Origin of the sequence: Nocardia sp. NPDC058666 (genome assembly GCF_042714895.1) — a bacterium.
Classification (GTDB): Bacteria; Actinomycetota; Actinomycetes; order Mycobacteriales; family Mycobacteriaceae; genus Nocardia.
Genome location: NZ_JBHXRY010000016.1, coordinates 24,196 through 44,201, shown reverse-complemented (window position 1 = coordinate 44,201; position 20,006 = coordinate 24,196). Strand labels below are relative to the sequence as shown.

Here is a 20,006-nt window from a genome sequence, read left to right as displayed (position 1 = left end):
ACGATGATGTCCGTATCCGATGAGCAGGGTCCTGCCTACGGTGCCACTCCCGTCGAGAACAAGCCCCGCCGCAAGACCCGCGTCCAACATCTACAGCAGATGAAGGTCGACGGGGAACGCTGGTCGATGCTGACGGCCTACGACTACTCGTCCGCCCGGCTGTTCGAAGAGGCCGGCATCCCCGTGCTGCTGGTCGGCGATTCCGCCGCCAATGTCGTCTACGGCTACGACACCACCGTGCCGATCACCATCGACGAACTCATCCCGCTGGTGCGCGGCGTCGTGCGCGGCGCACCGCACGCACTGGTCGTGGCCGACCTGCCGTTCGGCACCTATGAGTCCTCGCCGCAGCAGGCTCTTGCCACCGCCATCCGCTTCATGAAGGAAGGTGGCGCGCACGCGGTCAAGCTCGAAGGTGGCGAACGGGTCGCCGAGCAGATCGCGCTGATCACCTCCGCGGGCATCCCCGTGATGGCCCACATCGGCTTCACCCCGCAAAGCGTGAACACGCTGGGCGGTTTCCGCGTGCAGGGTCGCGGCGACGGCGCCGAGCAGCTGGTCGCCGACGCGATCGCGGTGCAGGAAGCCGGTGCGTTCTCGGTGGTCATGGAAATGGTGCCCGCCGAGATCGCGGGCCAGGTCACCCGCAAGCTCACCATCCCGACCGTCGGCATCGGCGCGGGTGTCGAATGTGATGCCCAGGTGCTGGTCTGGCAGGACATGGCCGGTTACACCAGCGGCAAGACCGCCAAGTTCGTGAAGCGTTTCGGCAATGTCGGCGACGAACTGCGCACCGCCGCAGCCACTTACGCGGCCGAAGTCCGCCAGGGTACCTTCCCCGGCCCCGAACACAGCTTCTGAGTTTCGATCCGTGCGGCCGCTCCCATCGCGGGGGCGGCCGTTCTCGTGCGGGAACTTGTCGGCGGCTGATGGCAGACTCGGTGGGGACACTGTTCGACTACCAGAGGTACCGATGCCGCGACGCTGTTGGATTACTCGTTCTGTGCTGTTGGGTGTGGTCGCCGTGGGGCTGACCGCGTGTGGTGGGGTGCAACCGGCGCCGAGCGGTAGCGCGGAGACCACGACCTCGGCTGCGCCTACTCCGGCGGGGACGCTGACGATCAGCCCCTCGTCGGCCACCCAACTGTGCGACATGATCCGACCCGAGCTGTCGAACTTCCGCGTGCAGGGCCCGACGCTGGGTCGACTTTCGCTCAACGCCATGGTCCACGACTGGGGTCTGCGCCAGGGCGGCATCAACGGGCACGTGCTCGCCGACAAGGCGATGATCGACCGGGTGACCACCGAGGCCTGCCCGGACGTGCGCACCGAAGCACTGACTGCGCTCGAATTGCCCACCCTCGCTGCCGGATTGGCCTTCTGATGCGCACCTTGTACCCCGAGATCGAACCCTTCGAACAGGGACTTCTCGACGTCGGCGACGGCCAGTCGGTGTACTGGGAGGTCAGCGGCAATCCCGACGGGAAACCGGTGGTGTTCGTGCACGGTGGGCCCGGCGGCGGCACCGGTCCGATGCAGCGGCGCTTCTTCGATCCGGCGGTGTACAAGATCGTGCTGTTCGATCAGCGTGGATGCGGAAAGTCCATGCCGCACATCGCCGATGGGGCTTCGCTGGAGACCAACACCACCCAGAATCTGATCGCCGACATGGAACTGCTGCGTGAGCGACTCGGTGTCGACCGCTGGCAGGTGTTCGGCGGATCCTGGGGTTCCACGCTCGGGCTCGCCTACGCCGAAGCTCATCCGGAACGGGTGACCGAACTGGTGTTGCGTGGCATTTTCCTGTTGCGGCGCAAAGAGATCGACTGGTACTACAACGGCGCGGCGGGCAACGTCTACCCCGCCGAATGGGCGAAATTCCTTGCGCCGGTTCCGGTTGCCGAACGCGGGGACGATCTCGTCGAGGTCTACCACCGGCTGCTGCACTCCCCCGACCCCCAGGTCGCCCTCGATGCGGCGGTCGCCTGGTCGACGTGGGAGGGTGCGACGAGTTCGCTTCTGCCCCAACCGGATCGGGTCGCCGAAACCGGCGAAGCCCGCTTCGCTCTCGCCTTCGCCCGGATCGAAAACCACTATTTTCGTCACGGCGGATTCCTCGACGAGGCACAGTTGCTCACAGACATAGATCGGATCGCCGACATCCCCGGTGTGATCGTGCAGGGCCGCCACGACATCGTGTGCCCGGCAGTGAGCGCATGGGACCTGCACAACGCGTGGCCGTCCTCGACCCTGCACATCGTCGAGGACGCCGGACACACCGCGCACGAGCCCGGCATCACCGCACACCTGGTGGAGGCGACCGACACGTTCGGAAAGCGAGGCTGACACCATGGCGCCAAGGGCCGGAAAAGCCGTCGTCGCGGCACTGCGCGAGGACATCGACCGGCTCACCGCCGCCGAACCCGACGTGCGCGCCGACGCCTACGACTCGGTGCACCAGATGCGGGTGGCCACGCGCCGACTGCGCAGCGTGCTGCGCTCGTATCGCCGACTGTTCGACGCCGAGCAGGCCGCGGGCACCGAGGCGGAACTGAAATGGTTGGCCGACCTGCTCGGCGTGGCCCGCGACGCCGAGGTGCGCGCCGAACGCTTCACCGACCTGCTCGACAGTTACGACGACGTCCCCGCCGAGGTCACCGAGGCGCTGGTCGGCGCGTCCCGCCAGGCTTACACCGACGCCCACGCGGAAGTCCTGACCGCGCTGGACGGCAAGCGGTACCGCCGCTTGAAGAAAGTCCTCGACGCCTGGCGCACCGATCCCCCGCTGTCGCCCGAGCTGTCCCGCGACGACGCCACCGAAGTCTTCGACGATGTCCTGCGTCGCGACCGCAAACGCCTACGCAAACTCGTGTTCGCCGAACCCACCGCCACCCCCGCCGATCGCGTAGAACTGCTGCACGATATTCGCAAGGGCGCCAAGCGTTTACGGTATTCCTGCGAAGCCGCGAGCACGGTGCTGGGCCCCGAGGCCAGCGACCTGGGCGCCAGAGCCAAACGCCTGCAATCGGTGCTGGGCGACCACCGCGACGCCGTGGAATCCCGCGAAGCGATCCTGGCCGTGGCCACCACCGCGCACGGCCCCGCGGCCACCCTCTACGAACTCCTGGCCGACACCGAAGAAGCCGCCGCGGGCGCAGCAATAGCCCACTACCCCGCAGCCGCCGCCTTCATCTCTGCCTGATCAGCTGGTCACGTTTGCGGCCGTTCGTATTCGAAAACGATTGTGCGAGTTGCCGGGTCGGCGACGGTCAATCGCACGTCAACCGTCTGGCCTTCGGGCGGCTTCCCCTCGCATCGCGCCAGGATCGGCGGTTCGCTGACGAAGATCTCCGCGGGGCGAGAATCGGTGGCATCACGCAGGACAACCGCGGAGAACGTGGCGCCCACGCGTGGCTCCAGCAGGGTCGCCTCCGTCAGGTCGACGCAGGCACGGTCGACTTTGTTGGCCACCGCGTCGGTGCGCCGCATCGTGTCGGCGGCCGCCTTCGCACCGTCGGCTGCCCACTGCGGGACCTCCACGCCCGCGCAGTGGGCAAGGCAGATTTCGGTGGTGAAGCGGTCGGCCAGGCGTCGCAGTGGTGCCGTGACGTGTGCATAGGGCGCACCGATCGCACTGTGCGTCAGCTTGTCCGGGGACGGGTCGTCGAGGTCGGCGAGCAGTGTGTAGCTCGCGCCGCGCAGCAACCCGGTGGCTTCGGACATCAGCACCAGCGCCGCGGGTGTATTCGCGTCGAGCCCGGCCAACATCCGGCCGACCGGCATGTCATCGGGCCACTCGACACCCATAGCTGCGGCTGTGCGCCGCATCGATTCGATCGCGCTGGCAGGCGGTGGTGGCATCGTCCGCAGCAGCCCGGCACCCTTGTGCTCCACCATGATTCGCGCCGCGCACATTCCGGTCAGCAGCGAAACCTGTTCGTTCCAATCGTCGGCGGCGGTACGCGGCTCGAGCCGTAACCGCCAACTGTCACCGTCGGCGACCACTTCCTGCGCGGGCAATCGCAACGAAATAGCGCCTTGCGCCAGCCCCGCCTCGATCCGCAGGCGCCCGAATTCGGGCAACGCGGCCAGGGAAGGAGGCAAAGTCCCCGCGTCAGCCGCAGCCTGCACTTGCGCGTAATCGAACCGCTCACGCGAGCGCACCAAGGCACGCGTCACCGAAAAACTCAGCGGCACAGCATCATCGGACAGTTCGATAGTCCACAAAGCGACAGGCCGGTCGACGCCGGGCAACAGACTGGCGGTTCCCTCCGACAGCACCGGCGGATGCAGCGGCACAGTGCCGTCGGGCAAATAGAAAGTCTGCCCGCGCAATTCGGATTCGGTGGCAAGGGCACTGCCGGGCACGATCACCGCACCCAGATCCGCGATCGCGTAGTGCAGGGTGAAGCCGGTGGGGGTGCGTTCGATATGCAGCGCCTGGTCCAGATCCATGGCGCCGGGGGGATCGATGGTCACGAACTCGATATCGGTCCGATCGATCCGCGTGCCCGCGAACGCGTCCACCGCGTCGCGGGCATCGGCGACCGCCTCGGCCGGATATTCCGAGGCAAGTCCGAATTCGGAACGGATGGCGCCGAAGTCGACCGGCGCCGAGACGATCCGCTGATGCAGTTGCATAACTCGCAGAGTAGCGGGACTTACTGCAGGGCGAGCATGGTGCCGTTGAGCTGATCGAACGGGCCGTAGACGGTGAAGGTGACGCGGCCGTTGGGCACCGTGGACGACACCGACGCGGCCGCCTGCAGCGCCTGGCCGAACGAGGCCGCCGACGGGTGCGGCAGACCCGCGAGGGTGAGACCGAATCGGGACTGGTGCACCCAGGCGGTATCGGCGGGGCTCAGGTCGACCTGGACCCCACCCGACAGCGGCGTCACCGCGACAGCACTCGCCGAGCCTGCGCCGAGGGTGGCCGCAACCGCAGCGGCTCCGGCGATGAGTGCACCGGCGACAATGGAACGAACTACCCGCATGTTAAATGTGACCTGCTTCCGCGATCGAATGTTGTTGGGCCCGAAGATGTGATAGCGAACCCGGCCGACGCGCACACTCTATGACCTCACTCACGTTCGCGGACAGTTCGGGCGCAAATTCATCGAGCCGACACACTCGCGGCGCGAGATCGCGGGGCATTGTTTCCGCGGCGGCGGCGCGGTTACTGTGGCGGCGGCACGCCTGTACACAGTGCGGGTGTGTGGCACCGACGTCGACAAAGGGGAGTTTACGAACGTATGTCGTGGATTGTTTTCGATTACCTGTTACCGATCATCGGACCGGACGCGGCCACCTATTGGGCCACCGTGCTCGCGATCAACCCGCTCTAGCTCACCGCACCGATATCGAACATGTCGCCTCCCGTTAACCCGACGGGAGGCGACATGTTTCCTGGGCCGCTACGATCGCGCTCCGTGAGTAGAACTACCGCCGCCATCGCGGCCAGCGCCACCGTCTTCGCCCTGCTTCTGGCCGGCTGCAGCGACGACTCTTCCTCCTCCGCCGGCGCACCCGCCGCCGCCACCACGACCGCCGCGCCCGCGACCCAGGTCGACGCCACCAAGGCGGGCACGTTCGTGGTGAGCTACCGCAATGCCTTCCCGAAGCTGGCGCAGGGACGTGACGACGCCACCGTGGCCGCGGTGCTGAACCACTCCTGCTCCGACATCAAGGCCGGCAAGTCCCAGGACGAGGCCGTGGCCACGATCCAGAAGGCCGCCAAGAACGGCGATGTCGCCGCTACCAAGGAAGAAGCGACCGCCGTCTACCAGATGTCCACCATGATGTGCTGAGCCGATCATCGGCATAACGCGAAGGCGGCGGTCCCCAGGTGGGAACCGCCGCCTTTCGCGTTGGGCGGGCGAGCCGGCCTGTAAGCCGGATCCTGTCCCCGATTCGCATCGGGGGGCGACCATCCATCTGGACACACCGTCGCCGGGTGCCTCGAGCAGTCCACCCGCAGGCTCGGGCGAGCAGCCCTCGAACACCTGCGCAGCCGCACCGTTTGACCGGTGCGACCTTTGACCTTGCTCCGGGCGGGGTTTACCTAGCCGCCCCGGTCACCCGGGGCGCTGGTGCGCTCTTACCGCACCGTTTCACCCTTACCGCACTCGCGTGCGGCGGTCTGTTCTCTGTGGCACTGTCCCGCGGGTCACCCCGGGTTGCCGTTAACAACCGCCCTGCTCTGTGGAGTCCGGACTTTCCTCGGCGCCGGGCTGCGGCACTGCTGTGCCCGTTCCCGTCACCGCGGTCGCCCGGCCGACTCGCCCGCGGGTACAGAGTACTCGCTACGGTATTGACTCATGGAACGTGTCGACGTCAGTTTCCCCTCGGGTGACCAGCAGTGCGCCGCGTGGCTCTACCTGCCCGACGGCGCGCCTCGGCCGCGCCCGTTGGTGATCATGGGACACGGGCTGGGGGCGAACCGCGAGATGGGGTTGGATCGGTATGCGCGGCGGTTCGTCGCGGCGGGGATGGGGGTGCTGGCCTTCGACTACCGGGGTTTCGGCGCCAGTGAGGGTACGCCCCGCCAGGTACTGAGCATCGCCCGTCAGCGGCAGGACTGGAAGGCCGCAATCGCCTACGCGCGCAGCATCCGCGGCTTCGACGCCACCCGGATCGCGTTGTGGGGCACCTCGTTCGGTGGTGGGCACGTGCTGGCGGTGGCACCCGACGACGATTACATCGCCGCGGTGGTGGCGCAGGTGCCGTTCACCAGCGGGTGGGCGTCGTCGATGGCGAAGGGTCCGATCAGCCTGACCAAGGTCGCCACGTTGGCGGCTACGGACCTGATCTTCGGCACGATCCGCCGCAAACCCGTACGCATCCGCCTGGCGGGCCGCAAGCGTTCCGCGGCCCTGATGAGCGCGACCGACGTCCCGGAGGGCTACGGCCGCCTCGCCGAGGAAAGCGACACCTACGACCCCAAAGTCGGTGCGCGCATCGGTTTCTCGACCCTGTTCGACGCCCCCGGCCGCCGCGCCAAAGCCCTGAAGGTCCCGGTCTTCTACGCCATCGCCGAAAATGACACCGTCGCCCCCGCGGGCCCCACCCGCAAAGCCGCCGAACGCACCAAACACGCCGTGATCAAGCAATACCCGGTCGGCCACTTCGACGTCTACTTCGACGATGTCTTCGAACAGGTGGTCAAAGACGAAACCGAATTCCTGGTCTCGGTCCTGCGCCCCTGAGACTGTCGAGTTGCTACGACAAGGGGCGCACCGCCTGATAGACGGTGCGCCCCTTGTTGTTTCGGGTGAGATCAGATGGGCTGGAAGCCCGCGCCTACCCCGCCTGCGCGGTTGAGCACGTCCAGGATCACCTGAATGGGCTGGAAGTAGGCGGGCGAGTGGACCGGGTTGACGCCGCCGGTGCAGGGGACGTCGAAGTCGACGGGGCCCAGGCCCGTGAGGCGGCCCTGGTTCATGCCGATCAGGCGGTCACCGACGACGACGGGACCGCCGGAATCGCCTGGCTGCGAGCAGTATTGGTTGATCGAGGTGCCCTCGAGCTCACCCCACACCACGCCGCAGCTGCGGCCGGTGGTGCGCCCGTCCGAGCACACGGTGGCGCCGGGGCCGGGTGCGGCACCGATGCCGGCCACGGTGGTCGCGCCGATCGTGCGGACCGGGATCACCTTCGACGCATCCAGTTGCAGCACAGCGAAATCCAGGTAGTCGCCGTCGTCGGAGAACGCGACGGTGCCGATCACGCCGGCGTGCAGCGCCTGCTCGGCGCCCACCCGCGAGCCGGTGGGTGCGCAGTGACCCGCGGTGAGGCCGACGAGGCGGCCCGCGTTGTCGTGGCCGATGGCGGTGAGCGAACAACCGGAGTCGTTGTCGAACACGATGCCCGAGGCGGCACCCAGCACCACGCTCGGGTCGGCCGTCACGCTGCCCGCGGACGCGGTGAGCACCCCCGCGATGGCCGCCGCAAACGCCGCCATCCGTAGAAACCTCATCAAGTACCTTTCCAGTGTGGCCGCGGCATTCCGCGTGCCCGATGATCTTTCGGGCGCCGCGGCGTCGTCGTTACGTCGACCGTCAGCCGGGCGACCGTACCGTGCCCGGGTGACAAGCTGCTAGCTCACAGGTAAGAGGTGTCGTTGACCAGGCGCACCGAGGCGCCACCGTCGGGGTAGAACTCCGCGATACACAGCGACGCCAGGTCCAGATGCAGGCGGTACAGCAGCGACGGGCCAACGCCCAAGGCCAGCTGCAGCAGGGTTTTGATCGGGGTGACGTGGCTGACCACGACCACGTTCTGGCCGGGGTACAGCGCGATCAGATCGCGGCGCACGCCTTCGACACGTTCGCGCACCTGGTCGAAACTCTCGCCGCCGGGCGCGGGGATCGACGGGTCACCGAGCCAGTCGCTGTGCAGTTGCGGATCATGTTCGGCGGCCTCGGTGAAGGTGAGACCTTCCCAGTCGCCGAAGTCGGTTTCGGTGAGGCCGTCCAGGATTCGCAGCGGCACATCGAGCGCGGCAGCGGCCGCTTCGGCGGTGGAGCGGGCACGCTGCAGCGGGGAACTCACCACTGCGGCGATATCGCCTTTGTTCGCAAGCATTTTCGCGGCGCGTGCGGCTTGTTCGCGACCGAGTTCGGTCAGTGGCGGGTTACCGCGACCGGAGTAGCGGCGTTCCACCGACAGCGCGGTCTGGCCGTGGCGCAGCAGCAGCAGGCGGGTGGGCTTGCCGACGGCGCCGGTCCAGCCCGGCGAAACCTGGTTGGTAGCAACTGATTTCGTCGCGGTGCTCGATGTCGGCACGGCGACTTCGTCACCGGGGGCATACCCGGCGGCGACAGCTTCGCGGACGGTGCCGGTGATCTCACCGTCATCCATCGCCTCGTTGGCCAGCCGATCCGCGTGCGAATTCTCGGCGCGCGGAATCCATTCGAAGCTCACCGCATCGAATCCGGCGACCAGAGCCCGCGCCTGCTCGGCGAGCGGAATCATCGAGGGGTGCTTGATCTTCCAGCGTCCCGCCATCTGTTCCACGACGAGCTTGGAGTCCATCCGCACCGCGACCACCCGCGCGCCCAACTCGGCCGACGCCGCCAAACCCGCGATCAGACCACGATATTCGGCCACATTGTTGGTGGCCACGCCGATGTACTCCTTGCGTTCGGCGAGCACGCGCACGTGATCGTCGGCGAAGACCACCGCCCCGTACCCGGCCGGGCCGGGATTGCCGCGCGAACCACCGTCGGCTTCGACGATCACCGAACGCATCAGCGCACCGATCCGGTCACAGCCCCGATTCCTTGGTGCGCACCATGATCGCGCTGCATTCCGGGCAACGCAGGACCGCGTCGGGCGCGGCCTTGGCGATGCGCTGCATCTCGCCGCGGTCGATCTCGATCCGGCACGCGCCACAGCGACGGGCCTGCAGCAGCGCCGCGCCCACACCGTTGGCCGCGCGCTGCTTCTCGTACAGCGCGATCAGCTCGGCGGGGAACAGCCCGATCAGCGCGGACCGGTCGTTCTCGCACCGCTGCTGCGCCACTTCCAGGTCGGCCATCGCCTCGTCGCGCAGGCGTTCGGCGTCGCCGAGATCCTGGTCGGCCTTGCTCAGTCGGGCGCCGGCGTGCGCGTGGTCGGCGATCATCGCCTCGCGCTGTTCCATCACGGTCAACAGCTCGTCCTCGAGCACCGAGCGGCGACGCTCCAGGCTGCCCAGTTCGTGCTGCAGTTCCGACAGCTGCTTGGCGGCGACAGTGCCCGCGGTGAGCATGCCGCGGTCGCGGTCCTCGCGCTTGCGCACGGCCTCGACCTCGCCCTCGAGCTTGCGGATGTCGCGGTCCAGATCATCGATGCCGATCTCCACCGCCACGGCCGCGTCCTTGTAGCCGTTGCGCTCGGCGGCCAGCCGGGTGACTTCCAGCTGCTCGGGCAGCGCGGAACGACGGTGGGCGATGCGCGCGGACTCGGCATCTACTGCTGCCAACTGCAGCAGCTTGGTCTGGACCGACGGTTCGACATTCAACGCGCACGAACTCCTGAACAGTGGATGGATGGGATCGATCAACCGTACCGCGCCGCGAGGGGTGATCTCGCCAAGACCCGAAGACCGCGGTCACTGGAAATGCTGGTGCGGCGCGTCCAGGAGGTTGATCCCACCCGATACCACCGGAGCGGATGCGAGGCAGCTCACGCGATGAACAGCACGGCGGGCCTAGCCGGTGAGCGTCCACGGGTCGGTGCGCAGGGTGCAGACGCTGGTTTCCACCGAGGGCAGGGCGGCGTTGACGAACTGTTCGGCCTGGCCGCACCACGGGAACTCGGTGGCCCAGTGGGCGGCGTCGATGAGGGCGGGGCCGCCGCGGCGTAGGTGTTCGTCGACGGGGTGGTGGCGCAGGTCGGAGGTGAGGTAGGCGTCGACGCCGGCTCGGATGGCCTTGTCGAGGTAGGAGTCGCCTGCGCCGCCGCACACCGCGACCCGTTCGATCATGCGGTCGGGGTCGCCTGCCGCGCGTACGCCCCAGACCGTGCGGGGGAGGCCGACGCCGACGCGCGCGGTGAATTCGCGCAGGGTTTCGGGTTGTGCGAGTTCGCCGATGCGGCCGATGCCCAGCGAGGAGGGCAGGGGGGCGCGTTCGGTGACGTGGTAGGCGGGTTCCTCGTAGGGGTGCGCGGCGCGCAGGGCGGCGAGCACGGCCAGGCGCGAGGTCGGGGGTGCGACTACCTCGACGGCGTCTTCGGTGACGGTTTCGACGGTGCCGATCGCGCCGATCGCCGGGTTGGCACCGTCCACCGGGAGGAACTGACCGGTGCCTGCGGTGTACCAGGCGGCTTCGCGGTAATCACCGATTGCGCCGGCACCCGCGGTGAACAGTGCCGACATCAGCGAAGCGGTGTGGGTCTGCGGGACCTGGATGACCCACTTGTCGACGGAGGCAAGGGGTTTCGGATCGAGCGGGCCGGTGACGGTGAGACCGACGGCGGCGGCCAACGCATCGGAGACGCCCGGATCGGCGGAGTCGGCGTTGGTGTGCGCGGAGAACAGCGCACACCCGGATCGGATCAACCGGTGCAGCAGTGCGCCTTTGGGTGTATCGGCGGCGACGGTGTCCACGCCACGCAGCAGCAGCGGGTGATGCACGACCAAAGCCTGTGCGCCCCAGGCGATCGCCTCGTCGACCACGGCGGCGGTGGCATCGACGGCGAACATCACCTTGGTGACTTCCTGCGCCGGATCACCACACACCAGGCCCACGGAATCCCACTTCTCGGCCAGTCTCGGCGGGTATGCCGTGTCGAGTACCGCGATCAGTTCGGCCAGGTCGGTCACCGCCGCCTCCTTCGTTTCGTGGGAATGATGGCTATCGAATCACCTTGCGGTGCAAACGTTTCGGTTGATCGACGGCTTCGCGCCCGCCATGACCTGTATTTCTGATGCGAGCCGGTCGGCACCGAGTCGACGGTTCTCACCCGGCGCAGGCGACTCACCACAGTGCCGCGTTCAACGCATCGATCAACCGGTCGACTTCCGCGGCACCGCGCACCGCCACGCGCAGATGGTCGGGACCCAGTCCGGGGAACGTGTCGGCGCGGCGCACGGCGATCCCGCGGTCGGCGAGGCGCTTGCGCACGAGCGCTCCGTCGGCGACCCGCAGCAGCAGGAACGGGCCTGTCGCGGGCGCGTGAACGTCGATGCCCAGCGCGGTGAGGCGTTCGCCCATGGCGGCCCGATCGGCGGCGATGCGCGCGGCGTAGCGGCGGGACTCCGCGACGGCGGCCGGTTGCGCGGTGGCGATGATCGCCTCGAGTTGCAGGGTGCCCAGCGGCCAGTGGGGGCGGCCGTGCGCAAGCCGTGCCAGCACCTCGGGGGCGCCGAGCACGTAACCACAGCGCAAGCCGGCCAGGGCCCAGGTCTTCGTGAGGCTGCGGAAGACCAGCACGTCCGCAGCGGAGACGCCTGCCACCGACTCCGGTTCGCTGCCGACCACCGCGTCGGCGAAGGCTTCGTCGACGACCACGATTCGGCCGGGGCGGCGTAGTGCCTGGATCGTCTCCGCCGGGTGCAGGATCGAGGTGGGGTTGGTGGGGTTTCCCAGGACGACCAGGTCGGCTTCTTCGGGGACCAGGGTGGGGTCGAGGGTGTAGGGCCGGTCCAGGATCACGCGGGTGACCGGGACGCCTGCCTCGCGCAGGGCCAGTTCCGGCTCGGTGAAGGACGGGTGGATGACGGCCGCCAGGCGGGACCCCAGACGCGGCAGCATCGCGAAGCCCTCGGCGGCGCCGGCCAGCAGCAGGACCTCGTCGGGTGAACGGCCGTGGCGGGCGGCGACGGCGGTGCGGGCGGCGAGTTCGTCGTCGGCGCTCGGGTAGCGGCCGAGGTCGGTCAGGCGGGCCGCGAGGCGTTCGCGCAGCCAGGACGGCGGGGCGACACCCTGGACGTTCACCGCGAAATCGACCATGCCCGGTCGCGCTTCCACATCGCCGTGGTGGCGCAACATCGCGGGGTCGACTGCGTCGGGGAACACAACTGAACACCCTACGTGGCGCCGATCGGGCGGCACCGGCGACAATGGGACCCGTGGAACCGTTGCACGTGACCTTCATCTGCACAGGCAATATCTGTCGCTCGCCGATGGCCGCGAAGATGTTCGAGGCGCACCTCTACCGTGCCGGTCTGGCGAACCGGGTGCGGGTGAGCAGCGCGGGCACCGGTTCGTGGCATGTCGGCGATCCGGCCGACCCGCGCACCGAGGCCACCCTGCGCCGCGCCGGCTACGCCGCCGAGCACGTCGCGGCCACCTTCGGACCCGAGCACAGCGACGCCGACCTGATCGTCGCCTTGGACACCGGCCACGACCGCGAACTCGCCCACCGCGGCGTCCCGTCCGACCAGCGCGCACTGCTGCGCAGCTTCGACCCCGCCGCGAACGGCCTCGACGTCCCCGACCCGTACTACGGCGACCAGTCCGACTTCGACCTGGTCCGCGACCAGATCGAAGCCGCCATCCCCGGCCTGCTCGACTGGGTCCACGCCGAACTCGACGCCCGCGCCGACGTGCCACGCTGATGCGCAAACTCACCTTCCTGCTGCGCCCCAGCTGGCTGATCCTCGCGGTGATCGTCGGCGCGTTCGCCTACCTATGTTTTACCGTCCTGGCCCCCTGGCAACTGGGCAAGAACGACAGCACCGAACACCGCAACCAACTGATCGCCGACTCCGTCCAGGCCGACCCGGTCCCGGTGACCGAAGTCCTCGGCGACTCCGACACCCACACCGAATGGCGCAAGGTCACCGCGACCGGCACCTTCGTCCCCGAGTCGACAGTGCTGGTGCGCCTGCGCCACCTCGACGGCGCCCCCGGCTACGCCGTGCTGGCCGCCTTCCGCCTCGACGACGGCCGCACCCTGCTGATCGACCGCGGCCTGGTCGCCTCCGTGGACGGCACCCGCCCACCCGCGATCGCCGATCCGCCCCCCGGCCCGCAACGCATCGAAGCCCGCATCCGAGCCTCCGAAGGCGTTGTCCCCGACAAACTTCCGACCACCCAGGACGGTTTCCGTCAGGTGTACACAGTCGACACCACTCAGGAATCCACCGTCCTCGGCACCGAACTGACACCCATCCCCACCGGCACCGACAAGGGCGGCTACCTCCAACTGGCCGCCGACCAACCCGGCGCCTTCACCCCGACCCCCCTCCCCCAACTGGATGCGGGCCCCTACCTGTCCTACGGCCTCCAATGGCTGGCCTTCGGCCTGATGGCTCCACTGGGCCTCGGCTATTTCGTAGTCGCCGAACTCCGCGCCCGCCGCCGAGAGAAGGCCGAAACCGCGCCCACGGAACCCACTACGGAACCCACCACACCCACCACCGAAGCCCGCCTAGCCGACCGCTACGGCCGCAACTGACCGCGCCCCCTACCAGCCCCCGGAATCACCAAAACCCAGGTCATCTCTGCCTTCGCGAAACAACCATCCCCACCACACCCGCAACCACAACCGCCCCCACCTGCACCACTTCCGACATCACCACAGCCCGCCGCAAATCCCCAGTCGTCGGCGCAGGCCCCTCCCCCAACGTCGGCCGCAACTCCACCCCATGCCGGTACTGCGTCCGCCCCCCGAGCTGAACCCCCAGCGCCCCCGCCATAGACGCCTCGACCACCCCCGCGTTCGGACTCGGATGCTTCCCCGAGTCCCGCCGCCAAGCCCGCCAAGCGGACCCCGACCGGCCCCCCACCACCGGCGCGAGCGCAACGGTCAACAACCCAGCCACCCTGGCGGGCACCAAATTCGCCACATCGTCCACTCGAGCCGCGGCCCACCCGAACCGCAGGTACCGCTCGTTTCGATACCCGATCATCGCGTCGAGCGTGTTCACCGCCCGATATCCGAGCACCCCCGGCACCCCCGCGACCGCCCCCCACACCAGCGGCGCGACAGTCGCATCCGAGGTGTTCTCGGCAATGGATTCCAGCGCCGCACGAGCCAATCCATCGGCATCGAGGACCGACGGGTCCCGCCCGCACAGCGACGGCAACAGTTCACGTGCCCCCGCCAGATCGCCGGCGTCGAGCCGGTCAGCCATGGCACGCCCGGCACGCGCGAGACTGCGCCCACCCAGCGCAGTCCACGTGGCCAACGCAGTCACCAGCACACCCCCACGACCGACACGGGTGGCGAGCACACCGATCCCCACCACCGACCCGACGGCGACAATCTCGTGCACCACCCCGGCCCGCCGATCATCGGCATAGGTCACTTTCTCCAAAGCCGCTGCCGCCGAACCGAATCCAGCCACCGGATGCCACCGCGCGGGATCGGCGAAGACCCGATCGAGCACGAATCCCAGCACCAGCCCGGCCGCCGTCGATATCCCTGTACGCACCGGCCGACAGTAGCGGGCAGCCCGAATGTCACACCCACGCCCGCTGGTTCGTCATCACTGCGACGGCGCTTCTAGACTCGCCGGAACCGAGCAAGATCAACCGAACGGGCGCACACCATGACCGCACCGCAGCCGCTGGATCAGGCCGAGCTGGCCCGCCGCTTCGAGGAACACCGTCCCTATCTGCGGCGCCTGGCCTACAGCACGCTGGGCAGCATCAGCGACGCCGAGGACGTGGTGCAGGACGCGTGGTTGCGCCTGCAACGCCAGTTCGACGCGGGCAAAGCCGACGAGATCGACAACCTGCGCGCGTGGCTCACCACCGTCATCGGCCGTCTGGCCCTGGACCAACTCGGGTCGGCGCGTGCCCGTCGCGAGCAGTATGTCGGCGAGTGGCTGCCGGAACCGGAGGTCACGTCCTGGGACGATCCCGCCGACCGCATCTCCCAGGACGAGCGCGTCACCACCGCGCTGTTGGTCGTGCTCGAGTCGCTGTCGCCGGCCGAGCGCACCGCGTTCGTGCTGCAAGACGTGTTCGGCATGACCGGTCCCGAGGTCGCCGAGGTCGTCGGGCGCACCCCGGCCGCGGTGCGTCAGCTGGCGTCGCGGGCTCGCAAGCATGTCGAGAACGGCACCCCACGTTTTCCGGCGTCGCCTGTCGAACAGGAGAAGGTCGTCTCGGCCTTCGCGCTGGCTTGGCGCTCCGGTGACCTGAGTTCGCTGCTGGGCATCCTCGACGACAAGGTGGTGCTCACCGCCGACGGTGGCGGCAAGGTGCCCGCCATCCGGCAGCCGGTGCGCGGCGCGGAACTCATCGCGAAGATGCTGCTGGGCTGGTACCACGCGCCCTCGGCGGCGGACGGGTGGGGCCGGGCGGTGCTGGTCAACGGCATGCCGGGGCTGGTGGTGTTCGACGGCACCCACACCGGAGTCTTCTCGTTCGTGGTCGACGCGGGCCGGGTCGTGGCGATCAATGTGGTCCGCAATCCCGACAAACTCCGCGACCTGCCCACCGACGGCGCCCCCGACTGGTACCTGGGCGGCGGCCAGTAACAAGATCACCAGGCTCTGATGCAGATTTCAGCCGCTCGAATCCTGCACCAGAGCCTGGTGATCACTTGTCCATCAGCGCCGAAGCGCAAACAGCACGGCCTATGCCGGTGGTGCAGCCGACTGGCTCGACGTGGTTTCCGGTGCGGTCGCCGGGATCGTGGTGGTCGGCGCCGCCGTTTCCGAGGTGGTGGTGACCGGCGCAGTCGTGGTCGGGGCGACGGTGGTCGTGACCGGCGGCGGAACCACCCCACACGCCTCGGTACTGCAGTTGTCGGTGCCGCAGTGCTTCACTCCCGGCGGGCAGCCCGGACCGGTCTCGACCCCGCATTGGTCACCGCAGTTGTCGGTCCCGCAGTGCTTCACCCCTGGCGGGCAACCCGGACCGGTCTCGACCCCGCACTGGTCACCACAGTTGTCGGTGCCACAATCGGGCCCCGGAACGCAGTTGTAGCCCGGCGGGATCTCCCCCGGCGCGACCGCGGGCGGCTGCGTGGGCGAGTGGTAATACGACGACTCCGGACCCGCCCCACCCGGATCAGTAGACGCCGTAGGCGAACTCGTGGCCGTCACCGACTTCGTCACGGTGACCGAAGTCTTCGTCACCGAGCTCGGTCGCGAGACCCCCGAGTCTCCTCCCGACGAGCAAGCGCCGAGCACGAGCACCACAAGGCCGACCAGCACGACGAACGCCGCACGCAACTGGTTGCCCCTCAATACTTTCCGCAACATTTCGGCTCCTCAGCCCACGAAAGATGTTAGATAGCAGAACTATTCGTGACATCGACTCGCGCGCCGAAAACATTTCACTCGATCTGACGTCGGCCGCCGTCAGGAGTGTGTTGGCAGCCCCCCGCGCACCGTTCCCCGGGGCGGCGCGATAATCACAACCATGATCATCAAGGTGAACGGTGCCACGCCCGAGATCGACGAGACCGCCTGGATCGCGCCCAACGCGACCGTCATCGGCCAGGTACGGCTGGGCGCGGAGGTCGGCGTCTGGTACTCGGCGGTGCTGCGCGGCGACCTCGAGCAGATCACCATCGGCGCGCGCACCAACATCCAGGACGGCTGCGTGCTGCACGCGGACCCCGGTTTCGAACTCACCGTCGGAGCCGGAGTCTCGGTGGGGCACAACGCGATTCTGCACGGCTGCACCATCGGCGACGATGTGCTCGTGGGCATGGGCGCCACGGTGCTCAACGGCGCGGTGATCGGTGCGGGCAGTCTGATCGCGGCCAACGCGCTGATCCCCGAGGGGGCGCAGATTCCGCCCGGTTCACTGGTGGCCGGCGTGCCGGGCAAGGTGCGGCGCGAACTCACGCAGGCACAGCAGGACGGCATCAAGCTCAACGCCGCGGTGTATCTGCACAACCTGACCAACCACCGCGACGCCGAGGTGTTGTGACAGCTCACACTGAGCAAGTGTCCAGTAGGTAAACCTGATAGCATTTGTCCTGCGTATCGCGTCCGATCACCAGAGCGACGATCGGCTCCGGGTACGCGAGGCAGGAGGTATCACGGTGGCATACGTGCATTCCGGTGTGCGCCGAGCGGCGGGGCGCTTGAGCCTGGCCGACATCGCGGCCCAGCCCGGCGGGATCGAAGCGCTGCAATCGCGCGTGCACGAACTGCGTTCGCGCGGTGTGCATTTCGCGGCCAATGCGATCGAACAAGAGATGGCAGCGCTGGATCTGTCCCCGTAGGGATAATGGGGCAATGCCTACCGTTTCGTCCATCCTCGCGCGGATACTGGAAAAGCCCGTCACCGACGGGGAGAAGCTGCTCGACAGTGCGCTGTCGGCGTTTCTGGATTTCGGGATCAAGCGCACGAGCATGGGCGAGATCGCGCGGCGGGCCGGCATCAGCCCGGCCACCCTGTACCGACGCTTCGACTCCAAGAACGAGCTGGTCGAAGCGGTCGGTGTGCGCGAGGCGCAACGCTATGTCCGCGATATCGACGAGCGCGTGCGCGCGGTCACCGAGCCCGGCGAGCACCTGGTCGAGATCTTCGTCGCGTTCGTCACCACCATCGCGGGCAACGAACTGCTGCGCCGACTGCTGGCCACCGAGCCCGAGATCATTCTGCCGCGCCTGACCACGCAGGCCGGGCCGATCCTGGCCGTGGGCCGCGCGTATCTGGCCGACAAGTTGCGCGAACTGCAGGTCAGCGCACCGGTGCCCGAGTTCGACCCCGATCTGGTCGCCGAGGTCATGGCGCGGCTGGCGTTGTCGCTGGCGCTGACCCCCGATGGGCTCATCCCGCTCGACGACGCGGAGGCCGGGCGCGAGTTCGCGCGGCGCACACTGCTACCCATGGTCGGCATCCGCTGAGACACCGAAGGCCGCCGCAACGACCTCATCGATACACGAGTCCGCCACGGGCACACCGTCTTCCAACAGCGCACGCACTCTCCGCACGATCTCGCAGGCCGCCGGGCAGGCAGGATCGGGCAGCGGCAGCCGGGCGACATATTGGGTGATCCAGCGACGTCGACCCGAGTAGAGACGGTTCCCGCACACCGCGTCATAGAACTTCAACCCCAGCGTCGAATTCGCCACGCCCATCAGCAGATACGCCAGATCGGTGGGCGCGTCACCGAGATCGGTGAGCGAAATCCAGTAGCAGTCGCCGTTGACCACCGCGCCCGAGCGATCCAGCGCGAAGCGGGGTCGTTCGCTGATGTCGGGAAACACCAACTTTGGTGCGCGCCACAAGTGTGGGCGTTGCGGCACCCAGATCTCGAACCACTTCCGACCACCGTCGAGCACGTACCGTCTGCCCGACAGCACTTGTTCGTGAGAGCGGAGATACTCTGCCGCGCACGGGTATTCGGCCAGGTCGATCGGAGTGCGACGCGGTTGCAGCAGGTCGTAGGGATACAGCACCTTCGTTCCCCTGCTCATCGCGACCTGCCAGGGTTGGAGATCATGGTGAGTGATCAACTCCCGCAACAGTTCCGGCTCAGGGCTGGGATCCTTCTGATCCCACTGGTCAGAGATGAATACCCGATCCGCGGTCGTCTTGATCCCCACTCGAATGCGCCCGACCTCACCGAATGATCGCCAGGTGCGGTCGGCGATCCGGCCGAGCCAGTGGTCGATCGCGGGGCGCGACATCCGCCAGGCGGTGTCAGAGCCTGCCGTCACCGTGGGGGTAACTTCCCCCGTCACCAATACGCCGACCTCCACCGCGAACACCCGGCCCCCGGCACCGACACGACAGCCGTCCTCACCTGCTAATGCATCGAATAGTCCAGTCCCACAATCAGGTTCGACACCCAGCTCCTCGTAGACCGAGACGTAACGGCAGTTCGGCGGCCCGTTCGCGCGCAAGGCGACGGTGATCGCGGGCAGCACCGCGGCCGCGAACAGTTTCGTATCACCCAGGTCGTAGAGCTCGACCGGAGTCAGCTCGCTGGTGAGGATCCGGCGCAGGTTTGCCCCGGCCCTCGTGGTGAGAAACCTGTTGGCACACAGCAACCCGAGCACACCACCGGGAGTCAACAGCCGCGGCGCGATAGCAACGAAGGGGTGAGTGAGGTCGATCCGCCCACGCAGACCGAACTGCTTACTCAGCAATTGGGCCGTCGCGCCACCGAGCTGCTGGGTTCGGACATACGGCGGATTACTGATGATCAAGTCGAACGAACCGTCAGCGAGACCATCCGAAGCAGTCAGGAAATCCACTGCACGACAGTCTATTTCGACGCCGACAGCCGCCGCACGCGTACTGGTTTCGTCGACAGCCCGTCGGTCCAGATCGAATCCCACGAGCTGGACCTCGAGATCCGGTGCGCTGGAACTGATTTCCCGATGCACCGCCAGCAACAGCTCACCGTCCCCGCACGCCGGGTCCAGCACACGCAGCACCCCGGCGCGTGGCACGTACCGCAGCGCCCGTCGCGCCAGGAACCGCGCGAGCTCCGGTGGCGTGTAGTGCCTGCCGTGCCGTTTGCGCTCCTGCGCGTCGCGGGCCTGCAAAGCCATACGTTCGATTGTGCCCCGGAACTGCCCCGATGTGCCGCAGGCGCGAGCCCGGCCGCCCCGGGATCGGCGTCGCGCTCCTCTCGCCACCCGCCCGACGCCC

Annotated in this window: 22 protein-coding genes and 1 other RNA gene; 12 read left to right on the top strand and 11 right to left on the bottom strand. The window is 68.1% G+C overall.

What is annotated here, in order from left to right:
• Positions 1–6: 6 nt before the first annotated feature.
• The 4 genes from panB to ACFWVD_RS25350 all read left to right on the top strand — a co-directional run bounded on the left by panB (position 7) and on the right by ACFWVD_RS25350 (position 3,202).
• Positions 7–861 (top strand): 3-methyl-2-oxobutanoate hydroxymethyltransferase, encoded by an 855-nt coding sequence (panB, locus tag ACFWVD_RS25365; RefSeq protein ID WP_379246852.1) that lies wholly within the window; start codon positions 7–9, stop codon positions 859–861.
• Positions 862–1,003: 142 nt separating this feature from the next.
• On the top strand, positions 1,004–1,384 hold the full coding sequence (locus tag ACFWVD_RS25360; protein WP_379246850.1) for a hypothetical protein: 381 nt from the start codon (positions 1,004–1,006) through the stop codon (positions 1,382–1,384).
• Positions 1,384–2,346: a prolyl aminopeptidase gene (gene pip, locus ACFWVD_RS25355; protein WP_379246848.1), complete on the top strand. Its 963-nt coding sequence runs from the start codon at positions 1,384–1,386 to the stop codon at positions 2,344–2,346. The genes ACFWVD_RS25360 and pip overlap by 1 nt, the downstream gene beginning before the upstream one ends.
• A gap of 4 nt (positions 2,347–2,350) precedes the next feature.
• Complete coding sequence (locus ACFWVD_RS25350; protein ID WP_379246846.1) at positions 2,351–3,202, top strand: CHAD domain-containing protein; 852 nt, start codon at positions 2,351–2,353, stop codon at positions 3,200–3,202.
• A gap of 8 nt (positions 3,203–3,210) precedes the next feature.
• Here the strand turns inward: ACFWVD_RS25350 and ACFWVD_RS25345 are convergent, their stop codons facing one another.
• Together ACFWVD_RS25345 and ACFWVD_RS25340 are read right to left on the bottom strand one after the other, a co-directional pair.
• Positions 3,211–4,641 (bottom strand): RNB domain-containing ribonuclease, encoded by a 1,431-nt coding sequence (locus ACFWVD_RS25345; protein ID WP_379246844.1) that lies wholly within the window; start codon positions 4,639–4,641, stop codon positions 3,211–3,213.
• A 20-nt stretch (positions 4,642–4,661) separates the two neighbouring features.
• Positions 4,662–4,994, bottom strand: a complete 333-nt coding sequence (locus tag ACFWVD_RS25340) for a hypothetical protein (RefSeq protein ID WP_379246842.1) — start codon at positions 4,992–4,994, stop codon at positions 4,662–4,664.
• Between the two features lie 435 nt (positions 4,995–5,429).
• On the opposite strand from ACFWVD_RS25340, the gene ACFWVD_RS25335 reads away from it, so the two are divergent.
• Entirely contained in the window at positions 5,430–5,807 is a 378-nt protein-coding gene (locus ACFWVD_RS25335) for a hypothetical protein (protein WP_379246840.1), read from the top strand.
• Between the two features lie 65 nt (positions 5,808–5,872).
• Here ACFWVD_RS25335 and rnpB read toward each other — a convergent pair.
• An RNA gene (gene rnpB / locus ACFWVD_RS25330) (RNase P RNA component class A) lies at positions 5,873–6,281 on the bottom strand.
• A gap of 36 nt (positions 6,282–6,317) precedes the next feature.
• Here rnpB and ACFWVD_RS25325 point away from each other — a divergent pair.
• Positions 6,318–7,205 (top strand): alpha/beta hydrolase, encoded by an 888-nt coding sequence (locus ACFWVD_RS25325; protein ID WP_379246838.1) that lies wholly within the window; start codon positions 6,318–6,320, stop codon positions 7,203–7,205.
• A gap of 71 nt (positions 7,206–7,276) precedes the next feature.
• On the opposite strand, the gene ACFWVD_RS25320 is transcribed toward ACFWVD_RS25325, so the two are convergent.
• The 5 genes from ACFWVD_RS25320 to cobC form a co-directional block, all read right to left on the bottom strand.
• On the bottom strand, positions 7,277–7,960 hold the full coding sequence (locus ACFWVD_RS25320) for a S1 family peptidase (protein ID WP_379246836.1): 684 nt from the start codon (positions 7,958–7,960) through the stop codon (positions 7,277–7,279).
• A 140-nt stretch (positions 7,961–8,100) separates the two neighbouring features.
• Positions 8,101–9,249, bottom strand: a complete 1,149-nt coding sequence (locus ACFWVD_RS25315) for a bifunctional RNase H/acid phosphatase (RefSeq protein WP_379246835.1) — start codon at positions 9,247–9,249, stop codon at positions 8,101–8,103.
• Positions 9,250–9,265: 16 nt separating this feature from the next.
• Positions 9,266–10,003 (bottom strand): zinc ribbon domain-containing protein, encoded by a 738-nt coding sequence (locus tag ACFWVD_RS25310; RefSeq protein ID WP_379246834.1) that lies wholly within the window; start codon positions 10,001–10,003, stop codon positions 9,266–9,268.
• Between the two features lie 189 nt (positions 10,004–10,192).
• Positions 10,193–11,308: a Nif3-like dinuclear metal center hexameric protein gene (locus ACFWVD_RS25305; protein ID WP_379246832.1), complete on the bottom strand. Its 1,116-nt coding sequence runs from the start codon at positions 11,306–11,308 to the stop codon at positions 10,193–10,195.
• Between the two features lie 154 nt (positions 11,309–11,462).
• Complete coding sequence (gene cobC, locus ACFWVD_RS25300; protein ID WP_379246830.1) at positions 11,463–12,503, bottom strand: Rv2231c family pyridoxal phosphate-dependent protein CobC; 1,041 nt, start codon at positions 12,501–12,503, stop codon at positions 11,463–11,465.
• Positions 12,504–12,547: 44 nt separating this feature from the next.
• On the opposite strand from cobC, the gene ACFWVD_RS25295 reads away from it, so the two are divergent.
• Together ACFWVD_RS25295 and ACFWVD_RS25290 are read left to right on the top strand one after the other, a co-directional pair.
• Positions 12,548–13,045, top strand: a complete 498-nt coding sequence (locus ACFWVD_RS25295) for a low molecular weight protein-tyrosine-phosphatase (protein ID WP_379246828.1) — start codon at positions 12,548–12,550, stop codon at positions 13,043–13,045.
• Positions 13,045–13,887, top strand: a complete 843-nt coding sequence (locus ACFWVD_RS25290) for an SURF1 family protein (protein ID WP_379246826.1) — start codon at positions 13,045–13,047, stop codon at positions 13,885–13,887. Before ACFWVD_RS25295 ends, ACFWVD_RS25290 begins: the two co-directional genes overlap by 1 nt.
• Positions 13,888–13,927: 40 nt before the next feature.
• Here ACFWVD_RS25290 and ACFWVD_RS25285 read toward each other — a convergent pair whose 3' ends face one another.
• Positions 13,928–14,866, bottom strand: a complete 939-nt coding sequence (locus tag ACFWVD_RS25285; protein ID WP_379246824.1) for a cobalamin biosynthesis protein — start codon at positions 14,864–14,866, stop codon at positions 13,928–13,930.
• A 117-nt stretch (positions 14,867–14,983) separates the two neighbouring features.
• Between ACFWVD_RS25285 and sigJ the strand changes: the two genes are divergently transcribed.
• Complete coding sequence (gene sigJ / locus ACFWVD_RS25280) at positions 14,984–15,919, top strand: RNA polymerase sigma factor SigJ (protein WP_379246822.1); 936 nt, start codon at positions 14,984–14,986, stop codon at positions 15,917–15,919.
• Between the two features lie 99 nt (positions 15,920–16,018).
• On the opposite strand, the gene ACFWVD_RS25275 is transcribed toward sigJ, so the two are convergent.
• Positions 16,019–16,648, bottom strand: a complete 630-nt coding sequence (locus ACFWVD_RS25275) for a hypothetical protein (RefSeq protein ID WP_379246820.1) — start codon at positions 16,646–16,648, stop codon at positions 16,019–16,021.
• Positions 16,649–16,808: 160 nt separating this feature from the next.
• Here ACFWVD_RS25275 and ACFWVD_RS25270 point away from each other — a divergent pair, with 160 nt between their 5' ends.
• The 3 genes from ACFWVD_RS25270 (at position 16,809) to ACFWVD_RS25260 (ending at position 18,250) form a co-directional block, all read left to right on the top strand.
• Entirely contained in the window at positions 16,809–17,324 is a 516-nt protein-coding gene (locus tag ACFWVD_RS25270) for a gamma carbonic anhydrase family protein (protein ID WP_379246818.1), read from the top strand.
• Between the two features lie 115 nt (positions 17,325–17,439).
• On the top strand, positions 17,440–17,622 hold the full coding sequence (locus ACFWVD_RS25265) for a hypothetical protein (protein ID WP_379246816.1): 183 nt from the start codon (positions 17,440–17,442) through the stop codon (positions 17,620–17,622).
• Positions 17,623–17,635: 13 nt separating this feature from the next.
• Entirely contained in the window at positions 17,636–18,250 is a 615-nt protein-coding gene (locus ACFWVD_RS25260; protein WP_379246814.1) for a TetR/AcrR family transcriptional regulator, read from the top strand.
• Here the strand turns inward: ACFWVD_RS25260 and ACFWVD_RS25255 are convergent.
• Positions 18,227–19,906: an Eco57I restriction-modification methylase domain-containing protein gene (locus tag ACFWVD_RS25255; protein WP_379246812.1), complete on the bottom strand. Its 1,680-nt coding sequence runs from the start codon at positions 19,904–19,906 to the stop codon at positions 18,227–18,229. The two genes, ACFWVD_RS25260 and ACFWVD_RS25255, sit on opposite strands and share 24 nt — an antisense overlap.
• Between the last annotated feature and the right edge of the window lie 100 nt (positions 19,907–20,006).

Bases quoted from the DNA above. Each gene is read 5' to 3' on its own strand.
- panB (WP_379246852.1), top strand. From the start codon at position 7: ATGTCCGTATCCGATGAGCAGGGTCCTGCCTACGGTGCCACTCCCGTC.
- pip (WP_379246848.1), top strand. From the start codon at position 1,384: ATGCGCACCTTGTACCCCGAGATCGAACCCTTCGAACAGGGACTTCTC.
- ACFWVD_RS25350 (WP_379246846.1), top strand. From the start codon at position 2,351: ATGGCGCCAAGGGCCGGAAAAGCCGTCGTCGCGGCACTGCGCGAGGAC.
- ACFWVD_RS25345 (WP_379246844.1), bottom strand. From the start codon at position 4,641: ATGCAACTGCATCAGCGGATCGTCTCGGCGCCGGTCGACTTCGGCGCC.
- ACFWVD_RS25340 (WP_379246842.1), bottom strand. From the start codon at position 4,994: ATGCGGGTAGTTCGTTCCATTGTCGCCGGTGCACTCATCGCCGGAGCC.
- ACFWVD_RS25325 (WP_379246838.1), top strand. From the start codon at position 6,318: ATGGAACGTGTCGACGTCAGTTTCCCCTCGGGTGACCAGCAGTGCGCC.
- ACFWVD_RS25320 (WP_379246836.1), bottom strand. From the start codon at position 7,960: ATGGCGGCGTTTGCGGCGGCCATCGCGGGGGTGCTCACCGCGTCCGCG.
- ACFWVD_RS25315 (WP_379246835.1), bottom strand. From the start codon at position 9,249: ATGCGTTCGGTGATCGTCGAAGCCGACGGTGGTTCGCGCGGCAATCCC.
- ACFWVD_RS25295 (WP_379246828.1), top strand. From the start codon at position 12,548: ATGGGACCCGTGGAACCGTTGCACGTGACCTTCATCTGCACAGGCAAT.
- ACFWVD_RS25290 (WP_379246826.1), top strand. From the start codon at position 13,045: ATGCGCAAACTCACCTTCCTGCTGCGCCCCAGCTGGCTGATCCTCGCG.
- sigJ (WP_379246822.1), top strand. From the start codon at position 14,984: ATGACCGCACCGCAGCCGCTGGATCAGGCCGAGCTGGCCCGCCGCTTC.
- ACFWVD_RS25275 (WP_379246820.1), bottom strand. From the start codon at position 16,648: ATGTTGCGGAAAGTATTGAGGGGCAACCAGTTGCGTGCGGCGTTCGTC.
- ACFWVD_RS25270 (WP_379246818.1), top strand. From the start codon at position 16,809: ATGATCATCAAGGTGAACGGTGCCACGCCCGAGATCGACGAGACCGCC.
- ACFWVD_RS25260 (WP_379246814.1), top strand. From the start codon at position 17,636: ATGCCTACCGTTTCGTCCATCCTCGCGCGGATACTGGAAAAGCCCGTC.
- ACFWVD_RS25255 (WP_379246812.1), bottom strand. From the start codon at position 19,906: ATGGCTTTGCAGGCCCGCGACGCGCAGGAGCGCAAACGGCACGGCAGG.